17 protein-coding genes and 2 rRNA genes (1 of these 19 running past the window's edge) are annotated in these 22,715 nt (G+C 46.9%); 16 read left to right on the top strand and 3 right to left on the bottom strand.

Annotated features, from left to right (window positions below; translation table 11 throughout):
- The 4 genes from CEQ32_RS17485 to CEQ32_RS17500 form a co-directional block, all read left to right on the top strand.
- Positions 1-978, top strand: a 23S ribosomal RNA gene (locus CEQ32_RS17485) (it extends 1,914 nt beyond the left edge of the window).
- Positions 979-1,102: 124 nt separating this feature from the next.
- A 5S ribosomal RNA gene (gene rrf, locus CEQ32_RS17490) occupies positions 1,103-1,218 on the top strand.
- Between the two features lie 292 nt (positions 1,219-1,510).
- Positions 1,511-2,537 (top strand): IS630-like element ISSpu8 family transposase gene (locus tag CEQ32_RS17495; RefSeq protein WP_088585529.1). Its coding sequence is split into 2 segments (ribosomal slippage): positions 1,511-1,960 and positions 1,962-2,537, totalling 1,026 coding nucleotides; the frame shifts between segments, so codons are not numbered across the junction.
- 44 nt (positions 2,538-2,581) lie between these two features.
- Positions 2,582-3,856 carry a CinA family nicotinamide mononucleotide deamidase-related protein gene (locus tag CEQ32_RS17500; RefSeq protein ID WP_088586507.1) on the top strand — a complete coding sequence of 425 codons (1,275 nt, stop codon included), beginning with the start codon at positions 2,582-2,584 and terminating at the stop codon, positions 3,854-3,856.
- 98 nt (positions 3,857-3,954) lie between these two features.
- Here the strand turns inward: CEQ32_RS17500 and CEQ32_RS17505 are convergent, their stop codons facing one another.
- Positions 3,955-4,500 (bottom strand): DUF1439 domain-containing protein, encoded by a 546-nt coding sequence (locus CEQ32_RS17505; protein ID WP_088586508.1) that lies wholly within the window; start codon positions 4,498-4,500, stop codon positions 3,955-3,957.
- Positions 4,500-7,169 carry a phosphoenolpyruvate carboxylase gene (gene ppc / locus CEQ32_RS17510; RefSeq protein ID WP_088586509.1) on the bottom strand — a complete coding sequence of 890 codons (2,670 nt, stop codon included), beginning with the start codon at positions 7,167-7,169 and terminating at the stop codon, positions 4,500-4,502. The genes CEQ32_RS17505 and ppc overlap by 1 nt, the downstream gene beginning before the upstream one ends.
- Positions 7,170-7,787: 618 nt before the next feature.
- Here ppc and argC point away from each other — a divergent pair.
- The 5 genes from argC (at position 7,788) to argH (ending at position 13,244) form a co-directional block, all read left to right on the top strand.
- On the top strand, positions 7,788-8,768 hold the full coding sequence (gene argC, locus CEQ32_RS17515) for an N-acetyl-gamma-glutamyl-phosphate reductase (protein WP_047536213.1): 981 nt from the start codon (positions 7,788-7,790) through the stop codon (positions 8,766-8,768).
- Positions 8,769-8,799: 31 nt separating this feature from the next.
- Complete coding sequence (gene argB / locus CEQ32_RS17520) at positions 8,800-9,582, top strand: acetylglutamate kinase (RefSeq protein WP_055647085.1); 783 nt, start codon at positions 8,800-8,802, stop codon at positions 9,580-9,582.
- A 12-nt stretch (positions 9,583-9,594) separates the two neighbouring features.
- Complete coding sequence (locus CEQ32_RS17525) at positions 9,595-10,500, top strand: ornithine carbamoyltransferase (protein WP_088586510.1); 906 nt, start codon at positions 9,595-9,597, stop codon at positions 10,498-10,500.
- Between the two features lie 60 nt (positions 10,501-10,560).
- Entirely contained in the window at positions 10,561-11,784 is a 1,224-nt protein-coding gene (locus CEQ32_RS17530) for an argininosuccinate synthase (RefSeq protein ID WP_088586511.1), read from the top strand.
- A 92-nt stretch (positions 11,785-11,876) separates the two neighbouring features.
- On the top strand, positions 11,877-13,244 hold the full coding sequence (gene argH, locus CEQ32_RS17535) for an argininosuccinate lyase (RefSeq protein ID WP_055647087.1): 1,368 nt from the start codon (positions 11,877-11,879) through the stop codon (positions 13,242-13,244).
- A 75-nt stretch (positions 13,245-13,319) separates the two neighbouring features.
- On the opposite strand, the gene CEQ32_RS17540 is transcribed toward argH, so the two are convergent.
- Entirely contained in the window at positions 13,320-15,839 is a 2,520-nt protein-coding gene (locus tag CEQ32_RS17540; protein WP_037424150.1) for a penicillin-binding protein 1A, read from the bottom strand.
- Between the two features lie 189 nt (positions 15,840-16,028).
- On the opposite strand from CEQ32_RS17540, the gene CEQ32_RS17545 reads away from it, so the two are divergent.
- The 7 genes from CEQ32_RS17545 to aroB all read left to right on the top strand — a co-directional run bounded on the left by CEQ32_RS17545 (position 16,029) and on the right by aroB (position 22,714).
- Positions 16,029-17,108 (top strand): pilus assembly protein PilM, encoded by a 1,080-nt coding sequence (locus tag CEQ32_RS17545; RefSeq protein ID WP_037424154.1) that lies wholly within the window; start codon positions 16,029-16,031, stop codon positions 17,106-17,108.
- Positions 17,096-17,680 (top strand): PilN domain-containing protein, encoded by a 585-nt coding sequence (locus CEQ32_RS17550; protein ID WP_037425164.1) that lies wholly within the window; start codon positions 17,096-17,098, stop codon positions 17,678-17,680. Before CEQ32_RS17545 ends, CEQ32_RS17550 begins: the two co-directional genes overlap by 13 nt.
- Positions 17,677-18,300: a type 4a pilus biogenesis protein PilO gene (locus CEQ32_RS17555; protein ID WP_037424160.1), complete on the top strand. Its 624-nt coding sequence runs from the start codon at positions 17,677-17,679 to the stop codon at positions 18,298-18,300. The genes CEQ32_RS17550 and CEQ32_RS17555 overlap by 4 nt, the downstream gene beginning before the upstream one ends.
- Positions 18,300-18,815, top strand: a complete 516-nt coding sequence (locus CEQ32_RS17560) for a pilus assembly protein PilP (RefSeq protein ID WP_037424163.1) — start codon at positions 18,300-18,302, stop codon at positions 18,813-18,815. Before CEQ32_RS17555 ends, CEQ32_RS17560 begins: the two co-directional genes overlap by 1 nt.
- Before the next feature lie 21 nt (positions 18,816-18,836).
- Positions 18,837-20,894 (top strand): type IV pilus secretin PilQ, encoded by a 2,058-nt coding sequence (locus CEQ32_RS17565; RefSeq protein WP_055647088.1) that lies wholly within the window; start codon positions 18,837-18,839, stop codon positions 20,892-20,894.
- 219 nt (positions 20,895-21,113) lie between these two features.
- The gene (aroK, locus tag CEQ32_RS17570) at positions 21,114-21,629 is read left to right on the top strand and encodes a shikimate kinase AroK (RefSeq protein WP_037424170.1); all 516 of its coding nucleotides are present in this window, start codon (positions 21,114-21,116) and stop codon (positions 21,627-21,629) included.
- Between the two features lie 5 nt (positions 21,630-21,634).
- Entirely contained in the window at positions 21,635-22,714 is a 1,080-nt protein-coding gene (gene aroB, locus CEQ32_RS17575; RefSeq protein WP_088586512.1) for a 3-dehydroquinate synthase, read from the top strand.
- The last annotated feature ends 1 nt before the right edge of the window (position 22,715 follow it).

Consider the following 22,715-nt stretch of genomic DNA (forward strand, 5'->3'; position numbering starts at 1 on the left):
AAGGTAGCGAAATTCCTTGTCGGGTAAGTTCCGACCTGCACGAATGGCGTAATGATGGCCACGCTGTCTCCAGCCGAGACTCAGTGAAGTTGAAATTGCGGTGAAGATGCCGTATACCCGCGGCTAGACGGAAAGACCCCGTGAACCTTTACTATAGCTTGGCACTGAACATTGACCCTACATGTGTAGGATAGGTGGGAGACTATGAAGTTGGAACGCTAGTTCTGATGGAGTCGTCCTTGAAATACCACCCTTGTAGTGTTGATGTTCTAACTTGGCCCCATTATCTGGGGTAAGGACAGTGCCTGGTGGGTAGTTTGACTGGGGCGGTCTCCTCCCAAAGAGTAACGGAGGAGCACGAAGGTTGGCTAAGTACGGTCGGACATCGTACGGTTAGTGCAATGGCATAAGCCAGCTTAACTGCGAGACAGACACGTCGAGCAGGTACGAAAGTAGGTCATAGTGATCCGGTGGTTCTGAATGGAAGGGCCATCGCTCAACGGATAAAAGGTACTCCGGGGATAACAGGCTGATACCGCCCAAGAGTTCATATCGACGGCGGTGTTTGGCACCTCGATGTCGGCTCATCACATCCTGGGGCTGAAGTCGGTCCCAAGGGTATGGCTGTTCGCCATTTAAAGTGGTACGCGAGCTGGGTTCAGAACGTCGTGAGACAGTTCGGTCCCTATCTGCCGTGGGCGTTGGATGATTGAGGGGAGTTGCTCCTAGTACGAGAGGACCGGAGTGAACGAACCGCTGGTGTTCGGGTTGTCATGCCAATGGCATTGCCCGGTAGCTATGTTCGGAATCGATAACCGCTGAAAGCATCTAAGCGGGAAGCGAGCCCCAAGATGAGTCATCCCTTGGACTTTAAGTCCACTAAAGAGCCGTTCGAGACTAGGACGTTGATAGGTCAGGTGTGTAAGCGTTGTGAGGCGTTGAGCTAACTGATACTAATGACTCGAGAGGCTTAACCATACAACCCAGATGGGTTTTGCTAAGTAGCACTTAGACGAATAGAAACACTTAAGAAGTGGTACTCAATCCAGCTTTCCGAATTCATTTACTGCCCACATAAGATGGGGAGTAGATACCAAATTTGCTTGGTGACAATAGCATTGTGGTCCCACCTGATCCCATCCCGAACTCAGAAGTGAAACGCAATCGCGCCGATGGTAGTGTGGGGTCTCCCCATGTGAGAGTAGGTCATCGCCAAGCGCCTAACTAAACAATGAAGCCAGCTGAATAAGCTGGCTTTTTTGTTTTTCGCGTTTGCCATCTTTAGATTGTGATTTTGAAATCACTCATTCCAATTTTCAGCCTCTTTCGCTCACACACCCCTGATGTGCGCTAAATCGCGACTGACTACCTTATTTTCTTCACACTACTGAACCATATCTCCCAAAGGTCAACTCTTGCTATTACTTCAGAGGTTACTTACCTTATGCAGTAATACCAATTATATTAATTATGTGATCTAATTGGTCATCAGTTTTTAATCATACAAAATATGAATAATCCCCACATCGCAGCCTTAGTAAAATCGGAGAAAAGTGCACGCAAACGTATGCGCTATCTTGCCTTACTCCATTTCACTGAAGGTCATTCTCGTACCGCCATCGCAAGCATGCTTAAGGTCAGTAGAACCAGTGTCAATCGCTGGGTCACCGCCTATTTAACCCATGGGCTGACTGGCCTTGACGATGCGCCCAATCCGGGCCGTCCTGCGACACTGTCCATCGCACAACAAGCTAAGCTTAAAGCGTTCGTACAGCACAGAAGTCTATCTGAACAAGGTGGCAGGTTGATGGCCAAGGATGTCGGCCTATTTATTCAGTCTGAATTTGGTGTGACGTTCAAGCAAGCAAATATCTACCGCTTGCTGCATCAACTTGGCTTCTCATGGATTACCACTCGCTCTCGCCACCCGAAACAATCTGAGGCTATACAAGAGGCTTTTAAAAAACTTCCGGATGGCAACGATCCTTAACACACCTGGGCACGTTGCACTCGATCGCATTGACGTTTGGTTTCAAGATGAAGCCCGCTTTGGCCAACAGAATACCACCACCCGTATTTGGGCTGAGAAAGGGACCCGTCCACGGGCCGTCAAGCAGCAACAATTTGAATCAGCGTATCTATATGGCGCCGTGTGTCCGGCAACGGGGGCGACACAAGCGATTATTGCCCCGCATGCCAATAGCGAATATATGAACGAGCATTTAAAACTGATTTCAGCCGCCACCGCATTTGGGCGCCATGCGCTGGTCATCATGGACGGCGCAGGCTGGCATCAACAGGATTTGGCCGATGACTTTGATAATCTGACGCTTCTCAAGTTGCCACCTTATTCACCGGAGTTGAATCCAATAGAGCAGGTATGGCAATGGCTGCGTCAAAATGTGTTGGCCAATCGTTGTTTTAGTGGTTATGACGATATTGTCGAACAGTGCTCTATCGCATGGAATACCTTCATTGAGAAGAAAGCAAGAGTGATAGAATTGTGTACTAGACCATGGACAATTTTGACCAGTTAGTTAATGGAATTGGTATAACTTATTGGGGTAGCTAAGGATCTATGATGAAGTTAGAGATGATTTGTACTGGGGAAGAGGTGCTGTCGGGTCAGATTGTTGATACTAACGCTGCTTGGTTTGCCAGCACTATGATGGAGCATGGCATTGAGATCCAGAGGCGCGTTACAGTCGGGGATCGTCTCGAGGACTTAATTGCGGTTTTCCAAGAGCGTAGTTTGCATGCCGATGTGATTTTAGTGAATGGCGGCTTGGGGCCGACCAGTGATGATATGTCTGCCGAGGCAATGGCTAAGGCTAAAGGCGAGCCTCTGGTTGAGAATCGTGAGTGGCGTCAACGTTTAGAAGATTGGTTTACGCGCAATAATCGCGAGATGCCAGTGAGTAATTTAAAGCAGGCAATGCTGCCTGAGTCTGCGGTGATGGTGGATAACCCCGTTGGCACGGCTTGTGGATTTAGAGTGAAGTTGAATCGAGCCTGGTTGTTCTTCACTCCTGGTGTGCCATTTGAACTCAAGCATATGGTGAAGGAACAGTTTATTCCTTTTATCCGTGCAGAGTTTGACCTCGACGCTAAGGTGGCGCTGAAGAAGTTGCTGACCATAGGTCATGGCGAGTCTTCCCTTGCCGACAAAATCGAGCCATTGGAGTTGCCTGAGGGAATTACCATTGGCTATCGCTCCTCAATGCCACATATTGAGATTAAGATCTTTGCCCGCGGCGAGAAGGCGATTGCTTTGCTGCCACGGGTGACTGGGCACATCAAAATGGTGCTGGGGACTGCGGTCGTCGCCGAAGATAAAGCGACGCTTGCCGAGGAAATCCATGCGAAGTTACTGAATTCTGGCTTGACCTTGAGCGTTGCCGAGTCTTGTACGGGTGGGATGATTACCAGTCAGTTAGTGGATTTCCCAGGCAGCTCTTCCTATTTGCAACACGGTCTGGTGACTTACAGTAATGAGTCTAAGGTGCGAGTGTTAGGAGTTAACCCTGCGACCTTAGACGATCACGGCGCAGTCTCTATTCCAACGGTTGAAGAAATGGCCAAGGGCGCGCGTGCTATTTTAGACAGTGATTTTGCCTTAGCGACCAGTGGGATAGCGGGACCTGATGGCGGAACCGAAGAAAAGCCCGTTGGTACGGTGGCAATTGCCTTGGCAACCCGTAGTGGCGTCTACAGCCAAATGATAAAACTGCCGCGACGTTCGCGGGATTTAGTGCGTAGCTTAAGTGCGGCGGTAGCCTACGATATGCTAAGACGTGAGTTACTCACCGAAGCTGTGATTGTGGATTACCAGTCGATAGGGCGTTTCAGCAAGTAACTGTTTGCTGACTGACGGGTTTTAGTCAGTCTAGCAGGATTAACAAAAATGCTCCCGAGGGAGCATTTTTTATGGTGAATGGTTTGCAACGCAAGCCGTTATTTAATGAACTTAAGGACTAATTTGCCTGGGACGACTTGAATGCTCTCGGTCATCTTGGCCATCAGCGCTTGGTTACTATCCTTCGTATCGAGCACATAAACGGGCTGATTCTCGAGGAAATGCCTTAAGTAGCCCATCACTTGTGGTGTCGCGCTACTGATGGCTTTCTCGATATCCTTGGGTGTTGACTCGACTTTCACCAATTCAAGCTGGCGTAGGTAGACGCTGTGGGTGGCACTGTCATACCAAGGCTTAGCCTCAAAGGTGGTTGAAAGTTGCGCCTTCAACGGATAAATAGGGTTAGTGATGGACACCTGAGTGGTTGCACTTACGCTCATAGTGTCAGGCTTTTCACCGAGTCTGACACTGATGTCGTTAATGCGCACTTGCGCGCCCACGAGTTGATTACCTTGTTTCACCTCAAAATGGATCTCTTTGCTGAGATACTGCTCCATTTCATGCTCGCTAATACTGTACTGCGTGACGCAGCCGCCAAGCAGTACAGATAATCCCAAGCAAAGGCTAAGCGTGAGTTTTTTCATTAACCTGTGTTTCTCATGCCCGCCGCGACACCGGCAATCGTCAGCATTAAGGCGAGTTGCACGTGTTCGGAAGCGGGAGCTTCGGTTGTTTCCTTGCGAGTACGAGCTAATAACTCGGTCTGCAGGAAGTTTAATGGATCGATATAGGGATTGCGCAGTTTGACTGATTCGCGATTCCACGGTGTATGCGCCATTAAGGTATCCGATTTAGTCAGCTCCAGCACCACTTTAATGCCGAGATCTAAACGCTGGCGTAAAGTTTCGCCTAAGTGGTGGAGATTGGGCGGTACTAAGCAGGTTTCATAGTAACGCGCTAAGTTAGGTTCCGCCTTGGCGTACACCATTTCTAGCATTGAAATCCGCGTGCTAAAGAAGGGCCATTCACGATCCATATCCTGTAGCAAACCCATTTCGCCACGTTGGCAGGCAGCCTGTAATGCTTCACCTGCGCCGAGCCATGCTGGCAACATTAAGCGGTTTTGAGACCAAGCGAAAATCCAAGGAATGGCACGTAAACTCTCGATACCGCCATCGACACGGCGTTTTGCAGGGCGACTACCTAATGGTAATTTGCCTAGTTCAACCTCCGGAGTGGCTGCGCGGAAATAAGGCACAAAATCCTGCTCTTCACGAACAATACCGCGGTAAGCACTCACTGACTCCTGAGCAATACGCTCCATACAATTGCGCCATTCCTGCTTAGGTTCGGGCGGCGGAAGCAAGGTCGCTTCTAACACCGCAGAGGTGTACAGGGCTAAGCTTTGCACCGCCAATTTAGGCAGGCCGAACTTAAAGCGGATCATCTCACCTTGCTCGGTGACGCGAATACGGCCATCAACAGAGCCGGGTGGTTGTGACAGAATCGCTTTGTGAGCAGGGCCGCCGCCACGACCAATACTGCCTCCACGACCATGGAACAGCGTCAGCTTAACGCCAGCCTGTTTACAGACGGCGACTAACTGCTCCTGCGCGCGATATTGTGCCCAAGCGGCTGCCATTACACCCGCATCTTTGGCTGAGTCGGAGTAGCCGATCATCACCTCTTGCATGCCTTTGGTATAACCACGGTACCAGTCGATATCGAGCAGTGCGGTAATGCACTCGGCGGCGTTATTTAAGTCGCTTAAGGTTTCAAATAGCGGCACAACCCGCATTGGATGCGTGCAGCCAGTTTCTTTGAGCAGTAATAATACGGTTAACACATCTGAAGGCTTGCTCGCCATCGAGATCACATAGGAGCCCAACGCCTTAGCAGGATGTTTAGCAATTAAGCGGCAAGTGTTAAGCACTTCGGCTACATCGGCGGAAGGTTGCCAGTTGCTCGGGATCAGCGGACGACGGTTACTGAGTTCACGCAGTAAGAAGGCTTGTTTTTCGGTTTCATCCCAATGATTAAAGTCACCCATACCTAGATAACGGGTTAATTCTGCAAGTACATCGCAGTGACGGCCGGCGTCTTGGCGAATGTCGAGCCTAAGCATATGAATACCAAAACAAGCGAGGCGGCGTAAAATGTCGAGTAGTAAACCGTTAGCAATCAAACGCATGCCGCAGTCACATAAACTCTTATACAGCATCTCTAGCGGCGCTTTAAGATCGCTTTCTTGCCAAATCAGCGTCGACTTATCCACTTCAGGATTGTGGCCCTCAATGCGGGCATTTAAGTAATCTATGGTGTCACGCAGTTTTTGTCTTAATGAGCGCAGCACAAAACGATAGGGTTCGCAGCTATTGTTGGTATAAGCCTTTAATTCATCATTGGCTTCTTCCATTGACAGTTCACCCACTAGCAACACTATATCCTTGAGGAATAAACGTGCCGCAGCATGGCGATTACGGTCTAACACTTCTTGGGTAACTTTGGCGGTCACAAAGGGGTTACCGTCGCGATCACCACCCATCCAGCTTGAGAAGCGCACCGGTGCAATATCGATAGGCAATTGCTGGCCAGTGCGCTCTTGTACTTGATCGTTGAGCTGCCTTAAAAAGTCGGGGACGGCGTGCCAGAGAGATTCTTCAATCGTCGATAATCCCCAGCGGGCTTCATCCACTGGCGTTGGGCGCTCACGGCGAATTTCATTGGTGTGCCAGATCTGAGCAATTAACTGACGCAGACGCAGATTAATTTGGCGACGTTCTCTATCGGATAATTGATCGTTTTCTTGCTCGGCGAGGCAATCCACAATCGCCGCATATTTTTGGATCAGTGTGCGGCGAGAGATTTCCGTTGGATGTGCGGTGAGGACTAAGTCGATATCAAGCGTCTTTAAGCAATCCAACATCTTAGTTTGATCGATACGGCCATTAAGCATACGGCCAAGCAACTGTTCGACCGGATCCGGTACACAAACCAGCTCATCACAGTTACGGCTAATAGTATGAAATTGTTCGGATAAGTTTGCTAGGTTGAGGAATTGGTTGAAGGCTTTGGCAAAAGGCACTAACTCTTCATCGGGGAGTGCGGTCAGCAGTTCTAGCATTTGCTCCCGTGCCGCCTCATCGCCACGGCGGGAATCTTTTGCAAGTTTACGAATTTGCTCAACCTTCTCGAGGAAAGAATCACCGAGGTGGGTGCGCATTGTATCGCCAAGGATCTGCCCTAACATACTCACGTTTGATCTTAACGACGCATACATGTCGGTCACATTGTCTGCCACATTACCTGCCATAGTTACTCCGAATAGAAAAACATCAAAATCCGCTTTGTATTAGCCCGCTAGCACAATACCTACCACTGAGGGCAATGGTCAACAGCAGAACTTATAACTTATACGACTGGCTTATCTTATATGCAACTAATCACGATAATTGTTGAGGAATATTCAATATAAATGCGAGCTAACGCAATATTTTATTATGTTTAGCCAAAGTGAATATGAACTGCATTATTTTGGCTTTGCGTACATGTATATCAGGTGTTAATAAAAAGGACTGATTTTTCAGTCTTTCATCCATAGATAACTGAGTTATAAAGAAGTTAGTGAGGTATTGTGTTATTTGCTAAACGTGCTTGAACGCAGATTAAAGATAAAATTTAATAAAAATATATATTCACATATATTGCATAAATAGATCTTTGTGGTAGTCTAGCCTGCAGTTGAGATGAGTCACCCATTGTGACCTGTAGAGTAAATATCATGATGTATAGCGTTAAGCCGTCAGTGAATAAAATAACGAGCCATTACGATTTCCCACGACGATAGTCCTGTCATCATAGATATGCGCTGTTGCGTATACGCTATTCATCTATTCTTTAAGTCTCTTTGATTTGGTTTATAAAAATACATATGAAAAATATCGCCATTATCGGCGCCAGTGGTTACACAGGTGCACAACTCACTGCTTTAGTCCATGCGGAGTCTGAATTATCAATTCAAGGCCTGTATGTCTCTGAAAATAGTTTAGATAAAGGTAGAGCTTTAGCAGATTTGTACCCTGTCTACAGCCACATTGACTTAGCTCTGTCACCATTGACTGAAGAAGCGAAGACTAAGATCGTCGCCGAGGCGGATGCAGTGGTGTTGGCGACCGAGCACTCGGTGAGTTTGCATTTAGCGGCTTGGTTCTACAACCAAGGTTTAGCCGTGTTTGACTTAAGCGGTGCCTATCGTTTCAGTGATGTGGCGCAGTACCCTAAGTGGTACGGTTTTGAGCACGAATATCCCGAGGTGCTAGCCAAGGCTGTTTATGGTCTTGCCGAGTGGAATGCCAAAGAAGTCGCCGCAACTAAGATGATTGCTGTGCCAGGTTGTTACCCAACAGCATCATTAACCGCTTTGAAACCATTAAAGAATTTACTGACCTCCGCCTATCCGGTGATCAATGCGGTCAGCGGTGTGACGGGCGCGGGCCGTAAGGCACAGCTGCATACCAGTTTTTGCGAAGTGAGCCTCACACCATACGGCGTATTAGGCCACAGACATCAACCCGAAATTGCCACTCAATTGGGGCAAGAGGTGATCTTCACGCCGCACCTTGGCAACTTCAAGCGCGGCATTTTAGCAACCATCACGGTACAGCTAAAACCAGGCACCACCACTGCCGATGTGGCTGCGGCATACAGTGTTTATGACCAAGCTCCGCTGGTGACGGTGAAACAGAACCAGTTCCCGAAAGTGGATGATGTAGTGCTGACTCCGAATTGCCACTTAGGTTGGAAGTTTGATGAGAACAGTGGCTACTTAGTGGTTGCCAGTGCCATCGACAATTTGATGAAAGGCGCGGCGAGCCAAGCCCTGCAATGCATAAAGATTCACTTTAACCTTTAACCGTTCATCCTTATTTAAGAGAGTCGTCAAGATGTCTACCAACAACTCAGTATTAGTTCTTAAAGTCGGCGGCGCCCTGCTGCAGTGTGAAATGGGGATGGCGCGTTTAATGGATACCGCCGCAGCAATGATCGCAAATGGTCAGCAGGTGCTGATGGTGCATGGTGGTGGCTGTTTGGTCGATGAGCAATTAGCCGCAAACGGCATGGAAACCGTCAAGTTAGAAGGCCTGCGGGTGACCCCGCCTGAGCAAATGCCGATTATTGCCGGTGCACTGGCTGGCACATCAAACAAGATCCTCCAAGGCGCAGCGACAAAAGCTGGGATTGTGAGTGTGGGCATGAGCTTAGCCGATGGCAACACGGTATCGGCCAAGATTAAAGATGAGCGTTTAGGGTTAGTGGGCGAGGTTTCTCCTAAGGACGCCACTTACCTTAAGTTTATTTTGTCCCAAGGCTGGATGCCGATTTGTAGCTCAATTGCCATGATGGACGATGGCCAAATGCTGAACGTGAACGCTGACCAAGCGGCGACGGTATTAGCTAAATTGGTCGGTGGCAAGTTGGTGCTGTTATCGGATGTGTCTGGCGTACTCGATGGTAAAGGTCAATTAATCCCTTCACTGAATGGTAAGCAGATTGCGGATTTGGTGAAGCAAGGTGTGATCGAAAAGGGAATGAAAGTAAAAGTAGAAGCTGCGCTCGAAGTGGCGCAGTGGATGGGGCAGGCGGTTCAAGTGGCCTCATGGCGTGATGCAAGCCAATTAGTCGCATTAGCAAAAGGTGAGGCCGTGGGCACACAAATCCAACCATAAGCGGAGTAGGTTATGAAGCATTTACTATCGATAAAAGAGTTAACCCAGCAGCAGTTGCTGGATCTGATTACCTTGGCAAAGACGATTAAAGCGAATCCCGCTGAGTATCGTCATGCACTGGATGGTAAGAGTGTGGTGATGTTATTTGAAAAGCCATCTCTGCGTACTCGTGTTAGCTTCGATATCGGTATTAACAAGCTTGGCGGCCACTGTTTATACCTAGACCAGCAAAATGGTGCCTTAGGTAAGCGGGAGTCGGTCGCTGACTTTGCTTCTAACCTGTCCTGTTGGGCCGATGCTATTGTGGCGAGAACGTTCTCCCACACGACTATCGAACAATTAGCTGAGTTTGGTAGTGTGCCCGTGATTAATGCTCTTTCGGATTTGTACCATCCTTGCCAAGCTTTAGCCGATTTTTTAACCTTGGCCGAGCATTTTGAAAATATCCGTGATGCTAAGTTAGCGTATGTGGGTGATGGTAATAACGTTACTAACTCATTGATGTATTGTGCGGCCATTCTCGGTGCCACCATGACAGTGATCTGCCCTGCGGGTCACTTTCCTGATGGCTACGTTGTGGCCGAAGTGCAAGAGCTCGCGAGCCGATATGGCGGCAAGGTTGTACTGACTTCAGATATTGATGCGATTGAAGGTCACGATGCTATCTATACTGATACTTGGATTTCTATGGGTGATCCAACACCGTTAGCGGAAATTAAGGATAAGTTTGCACCTTATCAGGTCAATAAGGCCTTGATGGCGAAAGCGGGTGCTCACTTCTTTATGCACTGTTTACCCGCTCACCGCGGTGTTGAAGTGACCGATGAGGTAATGGATGGCGAAGGCTCCTTGATCCTGCAACAAGCTGAGAATCGGATGCACGCCCAAAATGCAGTACTGGTAACCCTATTTAGTTAATTTAACCCTGTTTAGCAGCCTACTTTCTCCAAGGTGAGAAACGAGTTATAGGAATTTAAGATGTCTATCGAGAACAAAAATACTGGCGTGAAAAAAGTCGTTTTAGCCTATTCGGGTGGTCTAGATACTTCGGCCATTATTCCTTGGTTAAAAGAAACCTACGACAACTGTGAAATCATCGCCTTTTGCGCTGACGTTGGTCAGGGTGAAGAAGAGTTAGTGGGTCTGACTGAAAAGGCATTAGCCTCAGGCGCGTCTGAATGCCATATCGTCGATCTGAAAGAAGAATTCGTTAAAGATTACATCTACCCAACCATGGCAACGGGGGCGATTTACGAAGGGACTTACTTGTTAGGTACTTCAATGGCGCGTCCAATCATCGCGAAGGCGCAGGTTGAAGTGGCGCGTAAAGTGGGTGCAGATGCCCTGTGTCACGGTTGTACCGGTAAGGGTAACGACCAAGTGCGTTTCGAAGGTTGCTTTGCGGCATTAGCGCCTGATTTAAAAGTGATTGCACCATGGCGTGAATGGACCATGCAGAGCCGTGAAGATCTATTGGCTTACTTAGCTGAGCGTAATATTAAGACTTCAGCTTCTGCCACTAAGATCTACAGCCGTGATGCCAACGCATTCCACATTTCCCACGAAGGTGGCGAGTTGGAAGATCCATGGAACGAGCCCAGCAAAGGTGTGTGGACGCTGACTGCCGATCCGGAAGATGCGCCAAACGAAGCAGAATATGTGTCACTCGAAGTTGAACATGGCCGTGTGACTAAAGTAAATGGTGAAGCTTTAACGCCTTACGCTGCACTGATGAAGCTGAACGCCATCGCTGCACCACATGGCGTGGGTCGTATCGATATCACCGAAAACCGTTTAGTGGGCATGAAGTCTCGTGGTTGCTACGAAACCCCAGGCGGCACAGTGATGTTTGCCGCGCTGCGCGCGATTGAAGAGTTAGTGCTGGATAAAACCAGCCGTACTTGGCGCGAGCAAGTGGGTGCCCAAATGGCACACTTAGTGTACGACGGTCGTTGGTTTACACCTCTGTGTAAGTCGCTGCTGGCGGCATCTGAGTCCTTAGCCGAGTCTGTCAACGGTGAAGTTGTGGTGAAACTCTACAAAGGTCACGCGATTGCCGTTAAGAAACGTTCGCCAAACAGCTTGTACTCTGAAGCGTTTGCGACCTTCGGTGAAGACCAAGTGTATGACCAAAAACACGCTGAAGGCTTTATCCGTCTGTACTCGTTAGCGAGCCGCATCCGCGCGCTCAACGCTAAGTAATAGGCAGACTTAAAGGGCGCCTAGCGCCCTTTTTTATATCTTAAGTTTTAATGGCTTTAACGTATTCAAAGCAGTGACCGAGGGGATTGAGCATGGCTTTATGGGGTGGAAGATTTCAGGGCGAAACCAGCGCGCTATTTAAATTATTCAACGATTCACTGCCGGTGGATTATCGTTTGTTTGAGCAGGATGTAGTCGGCTCTATCGCTTGGGCCGATGCAATTGCTAGCGTCGGCATTATCACTGCCACTGAATGCAGCGACTTGAAGAAAGCGTTGAACGAGCTGCTGGTGGAAGTGAAGGGCGATCCTGCGATTATTCTCGCCTCGGGCGCGGAAGATATTCACAGTTTCGTGGAATCTGCGTTGATCGCCAAAGTCGGCGATCTGGGAAAAAAACTCCATACGGGCCGTAGCCGTAACGACCAAGTCGCGACCGACTTAAAACTCTGGTGCCAATCCGAAGGTGCGGCATTAGTGGCTCGCCTACAAACCTTACGCAGCGAACTTATCGCGCTTGCTGAGCGTGAATTTGATGCTGTAATGCCAGGCTATACTCACTTGCAACGTGCTCAACCTGTGACCTTCGGCCATTGGTGTTTAGCCTATGTGGAAATGATTGAGCGTGATCTTAGCCGCTTAACCGATGCCTTAAAGCGCGCCAATACCTGTCCGCTCGGTTCGGGTGCATTGGCGGGCACAGCCTATCAAATGGATAGATATGCGCTTGCAGCAGCACTGAACTTTGCTTCGCCAACCTTAAACAGTTTGGATAGCGTGTCGGATCGCGACCATGTGGTTGAGCTGTGCGGAGCCGCCTCAATCAGCATGATGCACCTAAGCCGCATGGCCGAAGATTTGATTTTCTTCAATACGGGTGAAGCGGGCTTTATCTCCTTGAGTGATGAAGTGACCTCAGGCTCGTCCTTGATGCCACAAAAGAAAAACCCCGATGCGCTGGAGCTGATCCGCGGTAAAACGGGTCGTGTGTACGGCAGTTTAGTGGGTATTCTCACCACCATGAAAGCCCTGCCTCTGGCCTACAACAAAGACATGCAGGAAGACAAAGAAGGCTTGTTCGACGTGGTCGACAGCTGGGCAATCTGCTTAGATATGGCGGCGCTGGTATTATCTGGCTTAGTGGTGAATCGCCCGAATGCGCTGTTAGCCGCGCAGCAAGGTTATGCCAACGCGACCGAATTGGCGGATTATCTGGTGTCTAAGGGCATGCCGTTCCGTGAAGCGCACCATGTCGTCGGTGTGGCCGTGGTTGCGGCGATCGCTAAGAAGATCCCGTTAGAAGGTTTTACGCTGGCCGAGTTTAAAACCTTTGCCGATATCATCGAAGATGATGTGTATCCCAACCTTACCATCGAAGCCTGTTTGGCAAAACGTGATGTCCTCGGCGGCACAGCGTTGACTCAGGTTAAGCAAGCGATTGCGACTAAAAAAGCGGGTTAATGCAAAGTAGGTTAATCTTAGGCGAGCAATAAAAAAACGCGACTCAAGGTCGCGTTTTTTTATTGCTATTTACGGCTATTGGAACAAGTCATCCGCTGGCGCATCGATGAAGAGATTATTTTCATCTTGGCTTTCACTGATATATTCCTTCGGTTCAGTACCGGAGATAAAGTATTCAAAATCGCTGGTGTAATCAGTTTTACGAGTGAGCTTGCCTGTTGCAAGGTCGATCCGCACCGAGACGATTCCCTCTGGTGGAATCGCCGTGGTTTCTGGAACGCCTTTAAGCACGTTATTCATAAATTCGTTCCAGCCAGGCCCTGCGGTCTTAGCACCGGCTTCGGTCCCAGTGATCTGATCTTTTTCACCATTAGCGTTCCAAGCGGTTCTACCTAACTGGCGACCATGATCGTCAAATCCCACCCAGAAGGTGCTTGTCAGCGTCGGGCCAAAACCACTGAACCACGTGTCGCGAGATTCGTTGGTTGTCCCCGTTTTACCTGCAATATCATGGCGTTTAATTAATTGCGCCGCACGCCAAGCTGTACCTTGCCAACCAGTGCCTTTACTCCAATCGCCACCCCCCCAGATCACGCTCTTCAGCGCTTCGGTGATCAGGAATGCCGTTTGTTCAGAGATAATTTGCGGTGCGTAACGGCCAGTTTGTTCAAAGCAATGGGCAACAGGCTCATCGGTTTGAGCCGTTGGCTCACTAAAGCCCATTGGGTCGCTACTCGGTTGGGTTAGATTACCACTTGGCTTACAAGCTAAGGTTGGATTGGCTTTTTCAATCACATTGCCGAAGGAGTCTTCTACCCGCTCAATATAGAAAGGTTCAACCAAGAAGCCACCATTTGCAAACACGTTGAAAGCCGCTGCGACTTGTAAGGGCGTTACCGAAGGTGAACCGAGGGCTAAGGACTCGTTTCGTGGTAAGTCGTTAGGGTCAAAACCGAACTTAGTTAACTCGGCAATAGCTGCATCTAAACCAATATGGCGCATGGCACGAACAGACATGACGTTGATCGATTGCGCTAAGCCCACACGTAAACGCGTTGGGCCACCATAGATATCGGGCGAGTTTTTCGGCCGCCACGCAGTACCTTGGCTAATATCGGGTTTATTAATCGGTGCGTTATTAATTAGAGTCGCGAGCGTAAAGCCTTTTTCTAATGCCGCAGCATAGATGAAAGGTTTAATATTCGAACCTAATTGGCGTTTAGCCTGAGTCACCCGGTTGTATTGGCTTTGGCTAAAGCTGTAACCACCCACTAAAGTACGGATAGCGCCATTTTCCGGATCGAGTGACACTGTGGCACTCGCTACTTCGGGGACTTGCGATAATTGTAAGTACTGGCCATTGTCGCGGATCCAAATACGTTCGCCTACTGTCAGCATGTCTGAAGCCGATTTAGGTACCGCACCTTGGCGTTTATCGTTAATAAATTTACGCGCCCATTTCAAGCCATCCCATTTGATGACTTTGGTTTCACCTTTAGCGGTTAATACACTGGCTTGCTGTCCATCAATGCTTAATACTGCGGCAGGTTGTAACTCTTGGACGGGTGTGACTTTAGCCAGTTCAGCTTTGATTTGTGCATTATCAGGCTTAGCGCCTGTCCACAAAACAGCAGCAGGACCGCGGTAGCCATGACGTTCATCATAGGCATAAACATTATTGCGTAATGCTTGCTGCGCTAACAGCTGGAGATCGGATGAAATCGTGGTGTAGACGTTATAGCCATTGGTATAGGCTTCTTCTTCACCATATTTTTGCACCATGTAATCCCGGGCCATTTCAGAAATATAAGGGGCATAGAGATCGATTTCGGCACCATGATATTTGGCTACGAGTGGCTCCTGGAGTGCGGTTTGGTACTCCGTTTTGCTGATATACCCCACTTCATTCATCCGCATCAACACCACGTTGCGACGAGCGAGAGCACGGGAAGGTGAAGTAATGGGGTTAAGCGTTGAGGGGGCCTTTGGCAAGCCAGCAATCATACTCATTTCAGACAGAGTCAGATCTTGGACGTTTTTGCCAAAATACACTTGAGCGGCTGCGCCAACGCCATAGGCTCTTTGGCCTAAATAGATACGGTTAACGTACAGCTCTAAAATCTCATCTTTCGTTAACAACTGCTCGATATGGTAGGAAATAAAAATTTCCTTCACCTTACGAATAATGGTTTTGTCGCGGGTTAGGAAGAAGTTACGTGCCACCTGCATGGTGATAGTACTTGCTCCTTGCTTTTTTTCGCCGGTTGTTAACATGACGATTGCTGCGCGGATTACCCCGACAGGATCGATACCACCATGCTCATAAAAGCGCGCATCTTCGGTGGCAAGGAAGGCTTGTAACAGCGGTTTAGGGACTTCTTCCAGTTTTAAGGGAATACGTCGTTTTTCACCAAACTGAGATATGAGTTTGCCATCACTACTGTAAATGCGCAAAGGTGTTTGTAATTGCACATTTTTTAGTGTCGAAACATCCGGCAGATCCGGCAAAACATAAAAGTATGCTGCAACAATGGCGCCTACGCCCAAAAGGGCTAGACTGAATAGAGCTATAACAATACGTTTTAACCACTTCACCTAAATTGATCCTAATGTTCAGTTAAGTGCGACAGTATATAAGGCGCGAACGTTTGGGTGAAGCAAAAACGTGACGGCCCTAAAATAGCGTTTGTAAAATCTTGAAACATTCTATACAAATACGTATAACGGGTTGATTTTGTGCTAATCTCTCATACTGAAATATAAATAATAAAGTGACAACGGATTATGCTTTCAAATTTATGGAAGCGTCAGGCTCCGCAAATGGTCGGAATTGATATTGGTTCCCATGAAGTAAAGGCCATTTTGCTGAGTAAGACTGCTGATGGATACAAAATATTAAGTCACGTAGCGGTTCCCGTAAAAAAGGGTGCTATTAACGATCATGATATTCGTGATACCGATGCCGTTGTTGAATGCCTCAAACAGGTAAAGCGTGCTTTGCCTAAATCGGTTAAATATGCTGCGGTTGCGGTTTCTGGTTCTGCTGTAATGACTAAGGTCATCTATATGGATGCCTCGCTTAGCGAAGAGGAAATGGAAGCGCAAATTGAGATTGAGGCTGATAACTTAATCCCCTATTCCCTTGATGAAGTCAGCATTGATTTTGAAACCTTAAACGTCAACAGTACCGATCCTTCTAAGGTCGATGTATTACTCAGTGCTTGCCGTACTGACAATATCGATGCCAGAGTTGATGCGCTTGATGAAGTCGAGCTAGAGACTAAAGTCGTTGACGTTGAAGGCTATGCCTTAGGTCGAGCGGTTGAGTTAGTCCTAGGCCAATTACCTGAAGGGGCTCGCCAGAAAGCGGTTGCCATGGTCGATATCGGCGCGAATATGACTACTTTCTGCGTTGTCGAGTCTGGCGAAACTACATTTATCCGTGAACAAGCCTTTGGTGGTGAGTTATTTACTCAGTCGATTCTCTCTTTTTATGGCATGTCTTATGAGCAGGCAGAAAAAGCAAAAATCGAGGGTGATTTACCGCGTAATTATATGTTTGAAGTGTTATCTCCCTTCCAAACGCAATTACTGCAGCAAATTAAGCGAACGCTGCAAATTTATTGTACTTCAAGCGGCAAAGATAAAGTCGACTATCTCGTCTTATGTGGTGGCACATCTAAACTAGAAGGCATGGCTAACTTATTGACCAATGAGTTAGGTGTTCACACCATAATTGCCGACCCTTTCCAAGGATGCCTGCACGCGGATGAATCCGTTAAAAATATACTGCAACCTAGCATTAGCAAATATATGGTTGCTTGTGGCTTAGCCCTGAGGAGCTACGGTCAATGGCGAACATAAACCTGCTTCCTTGGCGTGAAGAAGCGAGAGAAAAGCAGAAACGCGATTATATCGGCATATTGGCTGCGGTATTTTTGGGCTCAGCAATCTTAGTCTATGCAGCGCTGGCTTTACTCGAGATGATGACTGATGAGCAGCGAGCAAGAAATGCTTATTTACAGTCAGAAATTCAGCAGCTCGATGCTCAAATTGCCGAGATTAAAAAGATCACTGAACGTAAAAAAGATATTGAGCGTCGAACTGAAATTATTTTAAATCTTCAGCAATCCCGTAATTTGCCGACACACGTATTAGACGAGCTAGTGCGTATTGTTCCGCCAGGAATTTATCTATCGAGTCTTGAGAAAAAAGGCAGTTTGTTGCTCATTGAAGGTCGCAGTGAGTCGAATAATAACGTAGCAAATATGATGCGTAAGGTAAAAGCGTCTGAGTGGTTAACCGATCCCAATATGCAATCGATCGTTACCCAAGATGATGAGTTAAGACAATTGCAGAGCTTTAGTTTAAGGGTGAGCATCAAAGGAGCCATTGCTGAAGAGCCCGTAAAAGCGGCAAAAGGAGCGAGTAAATGAAGCTCGATCTCAGTCAGTTTAATGATATCGATTTTGAAAATATCGGAAGTTGGCCAAAACAAGTAAAAGTATTTTTCGCTATTTTGCTAGCTCTTTGCGTATTTGCAGCGGGATATTTTGTGGTGTTGTCTGATGCAATCGATGTGATTAATAATGAACAAAACAAAGAGTTACAGCTAAGAGAAGATTTTCAAAACAAATATCAACTGGCCGCTAATTTAAAGCTCTATCGTGAACAACTTGCCGTAATGGAAGGGCAATTTGCCGAATTGCTGAAAATGTTACCTTCAGAAAACGAGATGCCCGGTTTGCTTGATGACTTAACCTTTGCAGCAACGGATGCTGGTTTACGGATTAAAAGTTTAAATTGGGAAGCTGAAATTCAGCGAGATTTTTATATCGAATTTCCAATTAAGATGTCAGTCACTGGTGATTATCACCAGATTGGCAATATGGTGAGTGGTGTTGCTAAGTTACCTCGTATTGTTAGTTTGCATGATTTTACGATCAAACGTGATGATAGCGGTACTTTAACCATGGACATTCTTGCTAAAACCTATCGCTTTAAAGAAGGGGCAGAGTTACCCCCCGAAAAGCCTGCTAACAAGGGGAAGAAATAATGAAACTCTTACCTCTGTTAGGGATGAGTCTTTTTTTAATGGGGTGTGTTGGCGATCGTAGTGATTTAGAGCTATTTGTTACTACAACTAAAGCACAGCATGTGGCGCATATTCCACCCTTAAAAGAACCGCCTAAGTTTGAGCATTTTGCCTACCAGGCTGAGTTAATGCGTAGTCCCTTTGTTCCGCCTTCTCGCGAATTAACCGAAGAAGTCGTTGATACCAGTAAAAACTGCTTACAACCGGATTTAAAACGTCGTAAGGGCCGTTTAGAAACTTATGCTTTAGACAACCTAAAAATGCGCGGTACGTTAAGTGAAGCTAATGTAACTTGGGCGCTGATTGAAACGAATGATGGCAGTGTATATCGGATGGGCGTGGGTGAGTATCTAGGGTTGTTTAACGGACGTATAGCGAAAGTGACTCCACAGAATGTGGAAGTTGTAGAATTAATTCCAGATGGTACGGGTTGTTGGTCAGAGCGCACAAACAACATCGAACTTTCTGGAAAATAACAAGCGAAGGATGAGGGAACAATGAAATCTTCTGCCGCGATAAAAATCCCGTTATCGTTTTTATCTTCAGGCTTAGTTAAGTCTGTTATTGGGATCGCATTACTATTTGGATTTTTGCCATCGAGCTTTGCGGCAAATCGGCTAATGGATGTGAAATACCATGCTTTAGTCGATCATCAGTTAGAGGTTGAGTTAATATTTGAGGATGCGATTTCGGCTCCACAAATTGATTCAAATGCATCGCCTGCTGAGCTGGTATTGACCTTTGATGGTAGTATTTCTGGTCTTTCTAAAGATCGCTTACCGATTAATCAGGTCGGTGTTAAAGATCTAGTGACCTCGCAGCAAGATGCGCGTTTAACAGTGACTTTAGGTTTATCCAAAGTCAAACCTTATCAAGGTAGCGTAGTTGGTAATTCTTATCGCTTAACCATTAATGATGAGGTTGTGAATTCTCAGGCAACAGCAAATAGCCCATTTGTAAATAGTATTAAAAATATTGATTTTCGACGTAATGAAAATGGCGGTGGCGATTTATTAGTCTACCTAAATAGCCGCTCTGTTGCGGCCAACGTTGAGCAAATTGGTGCCAAACTTGAGGTTCAGCTTTACAACACTGACATCAACAATGACTTGTTGTATGTGATGGATGTACAGGATTTTTCTACGCCAGTTAAAAACTTTGAAACCTTTAAAGATGACTTAACGACTCGCATCATAGTTGATGTATCGGGTAATTATGAGTTCAATTATAAGCAGGAAGATAACCTCTTTAGGTTGTCGATTAACAAGGTTGAACGTACTGTAGCGACTAAAGATATTAAGAAATATAACGGTAAGACCCTTTCATTAAACTTCCAGAATATTTCTGTTCGTACCGTATTACAGATTATTGCTGACTATAACAACTTTAACTTAGTGACCAGTGATACTGTTGAGGGAGATATTACTCTTAGGCTTGACGATGTACCTTGGGACCAAGCACTGGATTTGATTTTGCAAACCAAAGGACTCGATAAACGCATCGAAGGTAATATTTTGATGGTGGCGCCGAGTGAAGAACTTGCGATTCGCGAAAGTCAAAATCTCAAAAGTAAACAGGAAGTTAAAGAGCTTGCGCCGCTTTATTCTGAGTATCTGCAGATTAACTATGCCAAAGCGACCGACATTGCTGAGCTATTAAAAGGCACTGACTCAAGTTTATTGTCTCCTCGCGGTTCTGTGGCCGTTGATGAGCGTACCAATACGGTACTCGTCAAAGATACCGCTGAAATCATCGAAAACATTCATCGTTTGGTTGAGGTGCTTGATATTCCGATCCGCCAAGTGTTGATTGAATCGCGTATGGTTACCGTAAAGGATGACGTGTCTGAAGATTTGGGTATCCGCTGGGGAGTGACTGATCAGCAGGGTGATAAAGGGACCTCTGGTTCTCTAGAAGGGGCCGGCGATATTGCCAATGGTACGATACCAAGTTTAGATAATCGTTTGAATGTGAACTTGCCTGCGGCCGTCACTAACCCAACTAGCATCGCCTTCCATGTGGCTAAGCTCGCTGACGGTACTATCTTGGATCTAGAGCTCAGTGCACTAGAGCAAGAAAACAAAGGTGAGATTATCGCGAGCCCTCGTATCACGACCTCTAACCAAAAATCGGCGTATATTGAGCAGGGTGTTGAAATTCCCTACGTACAATCCACGTCAAGCGGTGCGACCTCGGTGACCTTTAAAAAGGCGGTGTTGTCACTAAGGGTGACACCACAAATTACACCGGACAATCGTGTGATTCTGGATCTTGAGATTACGCAGGACTCACAGGGCAAAACGGTGGATACGCCGACAGGTCCAGCAGTAGCGATTGATACACAGCGTATTGGTACTCAAGTACTTGTCGACAATGGCGAAACCATTGTATTAGGTGGTATCTACCAGCAGAATTTGATTAGCCGGGTTAGCAAGGTACCTATTTTGGGAGACATTCCTTTGGTCGGTTTCTTATTCCGTAACAGTACCGACAAGAATGAGCGCCAAGAGCTATTGATTTTTGTAACACCTAAAATTGTGAATGAGAAACTCTAACTCTATGTAGTCGTTCGGATAAAGCCAGCACCACTTGCTGGCTTTATTATTTATAAAATACAATTCTTACCATAAATAGCGAGCATCACTTGCCAGACTAGACATTAAACTGAGATAATCCTCGGTCAAGTCTCATAAGAGCAAGGTAACATACAGTAGGTCGGCTTGATCATGAGTCGATATAGGCATACTTTTCATTAAGATTCAGACGTACAAGAAATGGCTGAAAAACGTAATATTTTTCTGGTAGGCCCAATGGGCGCAGGTAAAAGCACAATTGGTCGCCATCTGGCGCAAATGCTGCATTTAGAATTCCACGATTCAGATCAAGAGATTGAGCAACGCACTGGCGCTGATATTGCTTGGGTGTTTGATGTAGAAGGCGAAGAAGGTTTCCGCCGTCGTGAGGCTCAGGTTATTGCTGATCTGTCTGAAAAACAGGGTATTGTCCTTGCCACTGGTGGTGGTTCAGTTCAGAGCAAAGATATCCGTAATCATTTATCTGCTCGCGGTATTGTGGTTTATCTCGAAACCACTATCGACAAACAGGTTGCGCGAACTCAAAGAGACAAGCGTCGCCCATTACTGCAAGTAGATGATCCGCGAGAAGTATTAGAGAGCCTCGCAGAAATCCGTAACCCTCTGTACGAAGAAATTGCTGATGTGATCGTTAAAACTGATGATCAAAGTGCAAAGGTTGTTGCGAATCAAATCGTTGAGAAATTAGGTTTCTAGGCAGAATGACACAACAAATTCAGGTTAATTTAGGTGAACGTAGTTACCCCATTTACATTGGCCAGAGTTTGATGAGTGATAGCGAGACTTTGTCTCGCTATCTGCTGAAAAAACGTATCCTTATCGTCACCAATGAAACCGTCGCGCCCTTGTATCTAAACCAGGTTCAAGACACGATGGCTTCGTTTAGTGAGGTATCTAGTGTCATCCTTCCCGATGGCGAACAATTTAAAGATTTAACGCATTTAGATGTTATTTTTTCGGCTCTACTGCAACGTAATTATGCCCGAGATTCTGTGTTGGTGGCCCTCGGTGGAGGGGTGATTGGTGATATGACGGGGTTTGCCTCGGCATGTTATCAACGTGGTATCGATTTTATTCAAATCCCTACAACGCTTTTATCCCAAGTGGATTCTTCGGTTGGCGGCAAAACGGCGGTCAATCATCCTTTGGGTAAAAATATGATAGGGGCTTTTTATCAGCCACAAATTGTCATTATTGATACTGACTGTTTAAAGACCTTGCCGGCGCGTGAGTTTGCTGCGGGGATGGCGGAAGTTATTAAATATGGCATTATGTGGGATGCTGAGTTTTTTCAATGGCTTGAGGATAATGTTCAAGCACTAAAAAGCTTAGACACTCAAGCCTTAGTCTATGTGATTTCCCGCTGCTGCGAAATTAAAGCTGATGTGGTCAGCCAAGATGAAACAGAGCAGGGCGTGCGCGCGCTTTTGAATCTTGGGCATACCTTTGGTCATGCTATTGAAGCTGAGATGGGCTATGGTAACTGGTTGCACGGTGAGGCCGTTGCGGCTGGCACAGTCCTTGCTGCTCAAACCGCTAAGTCTTTAGGATTGGTTGATGAGTCAATTGTCCGTCGTATTGTGCAATTGTTTCAAGCCTTCGATCTTCCTGTAAAAGCGCCGGAATCAATGGATTTCGACAGTTTTATTCAACATATGCGTCGCGATAAGAAAGTGTTAGGCGGTCAGATCCGGCTGGTACTTCCAACGGCCATTGGTCGAGCAGAAGTATTTAGTCAAGTCTCTGAATCTACCCTAGAACAGGTTATCTGCTGCGCATAAA

Source organism: Shewanella sp. FDAARGOS_354, assembly GCF_002209245.2.
Classification (GTDB): Bacteria; Pseudomonadota; Gammaproteobacteria; order Enterobacterales; family Shewanellaceae; genus Shewanella; species Shewanella xiamenensis.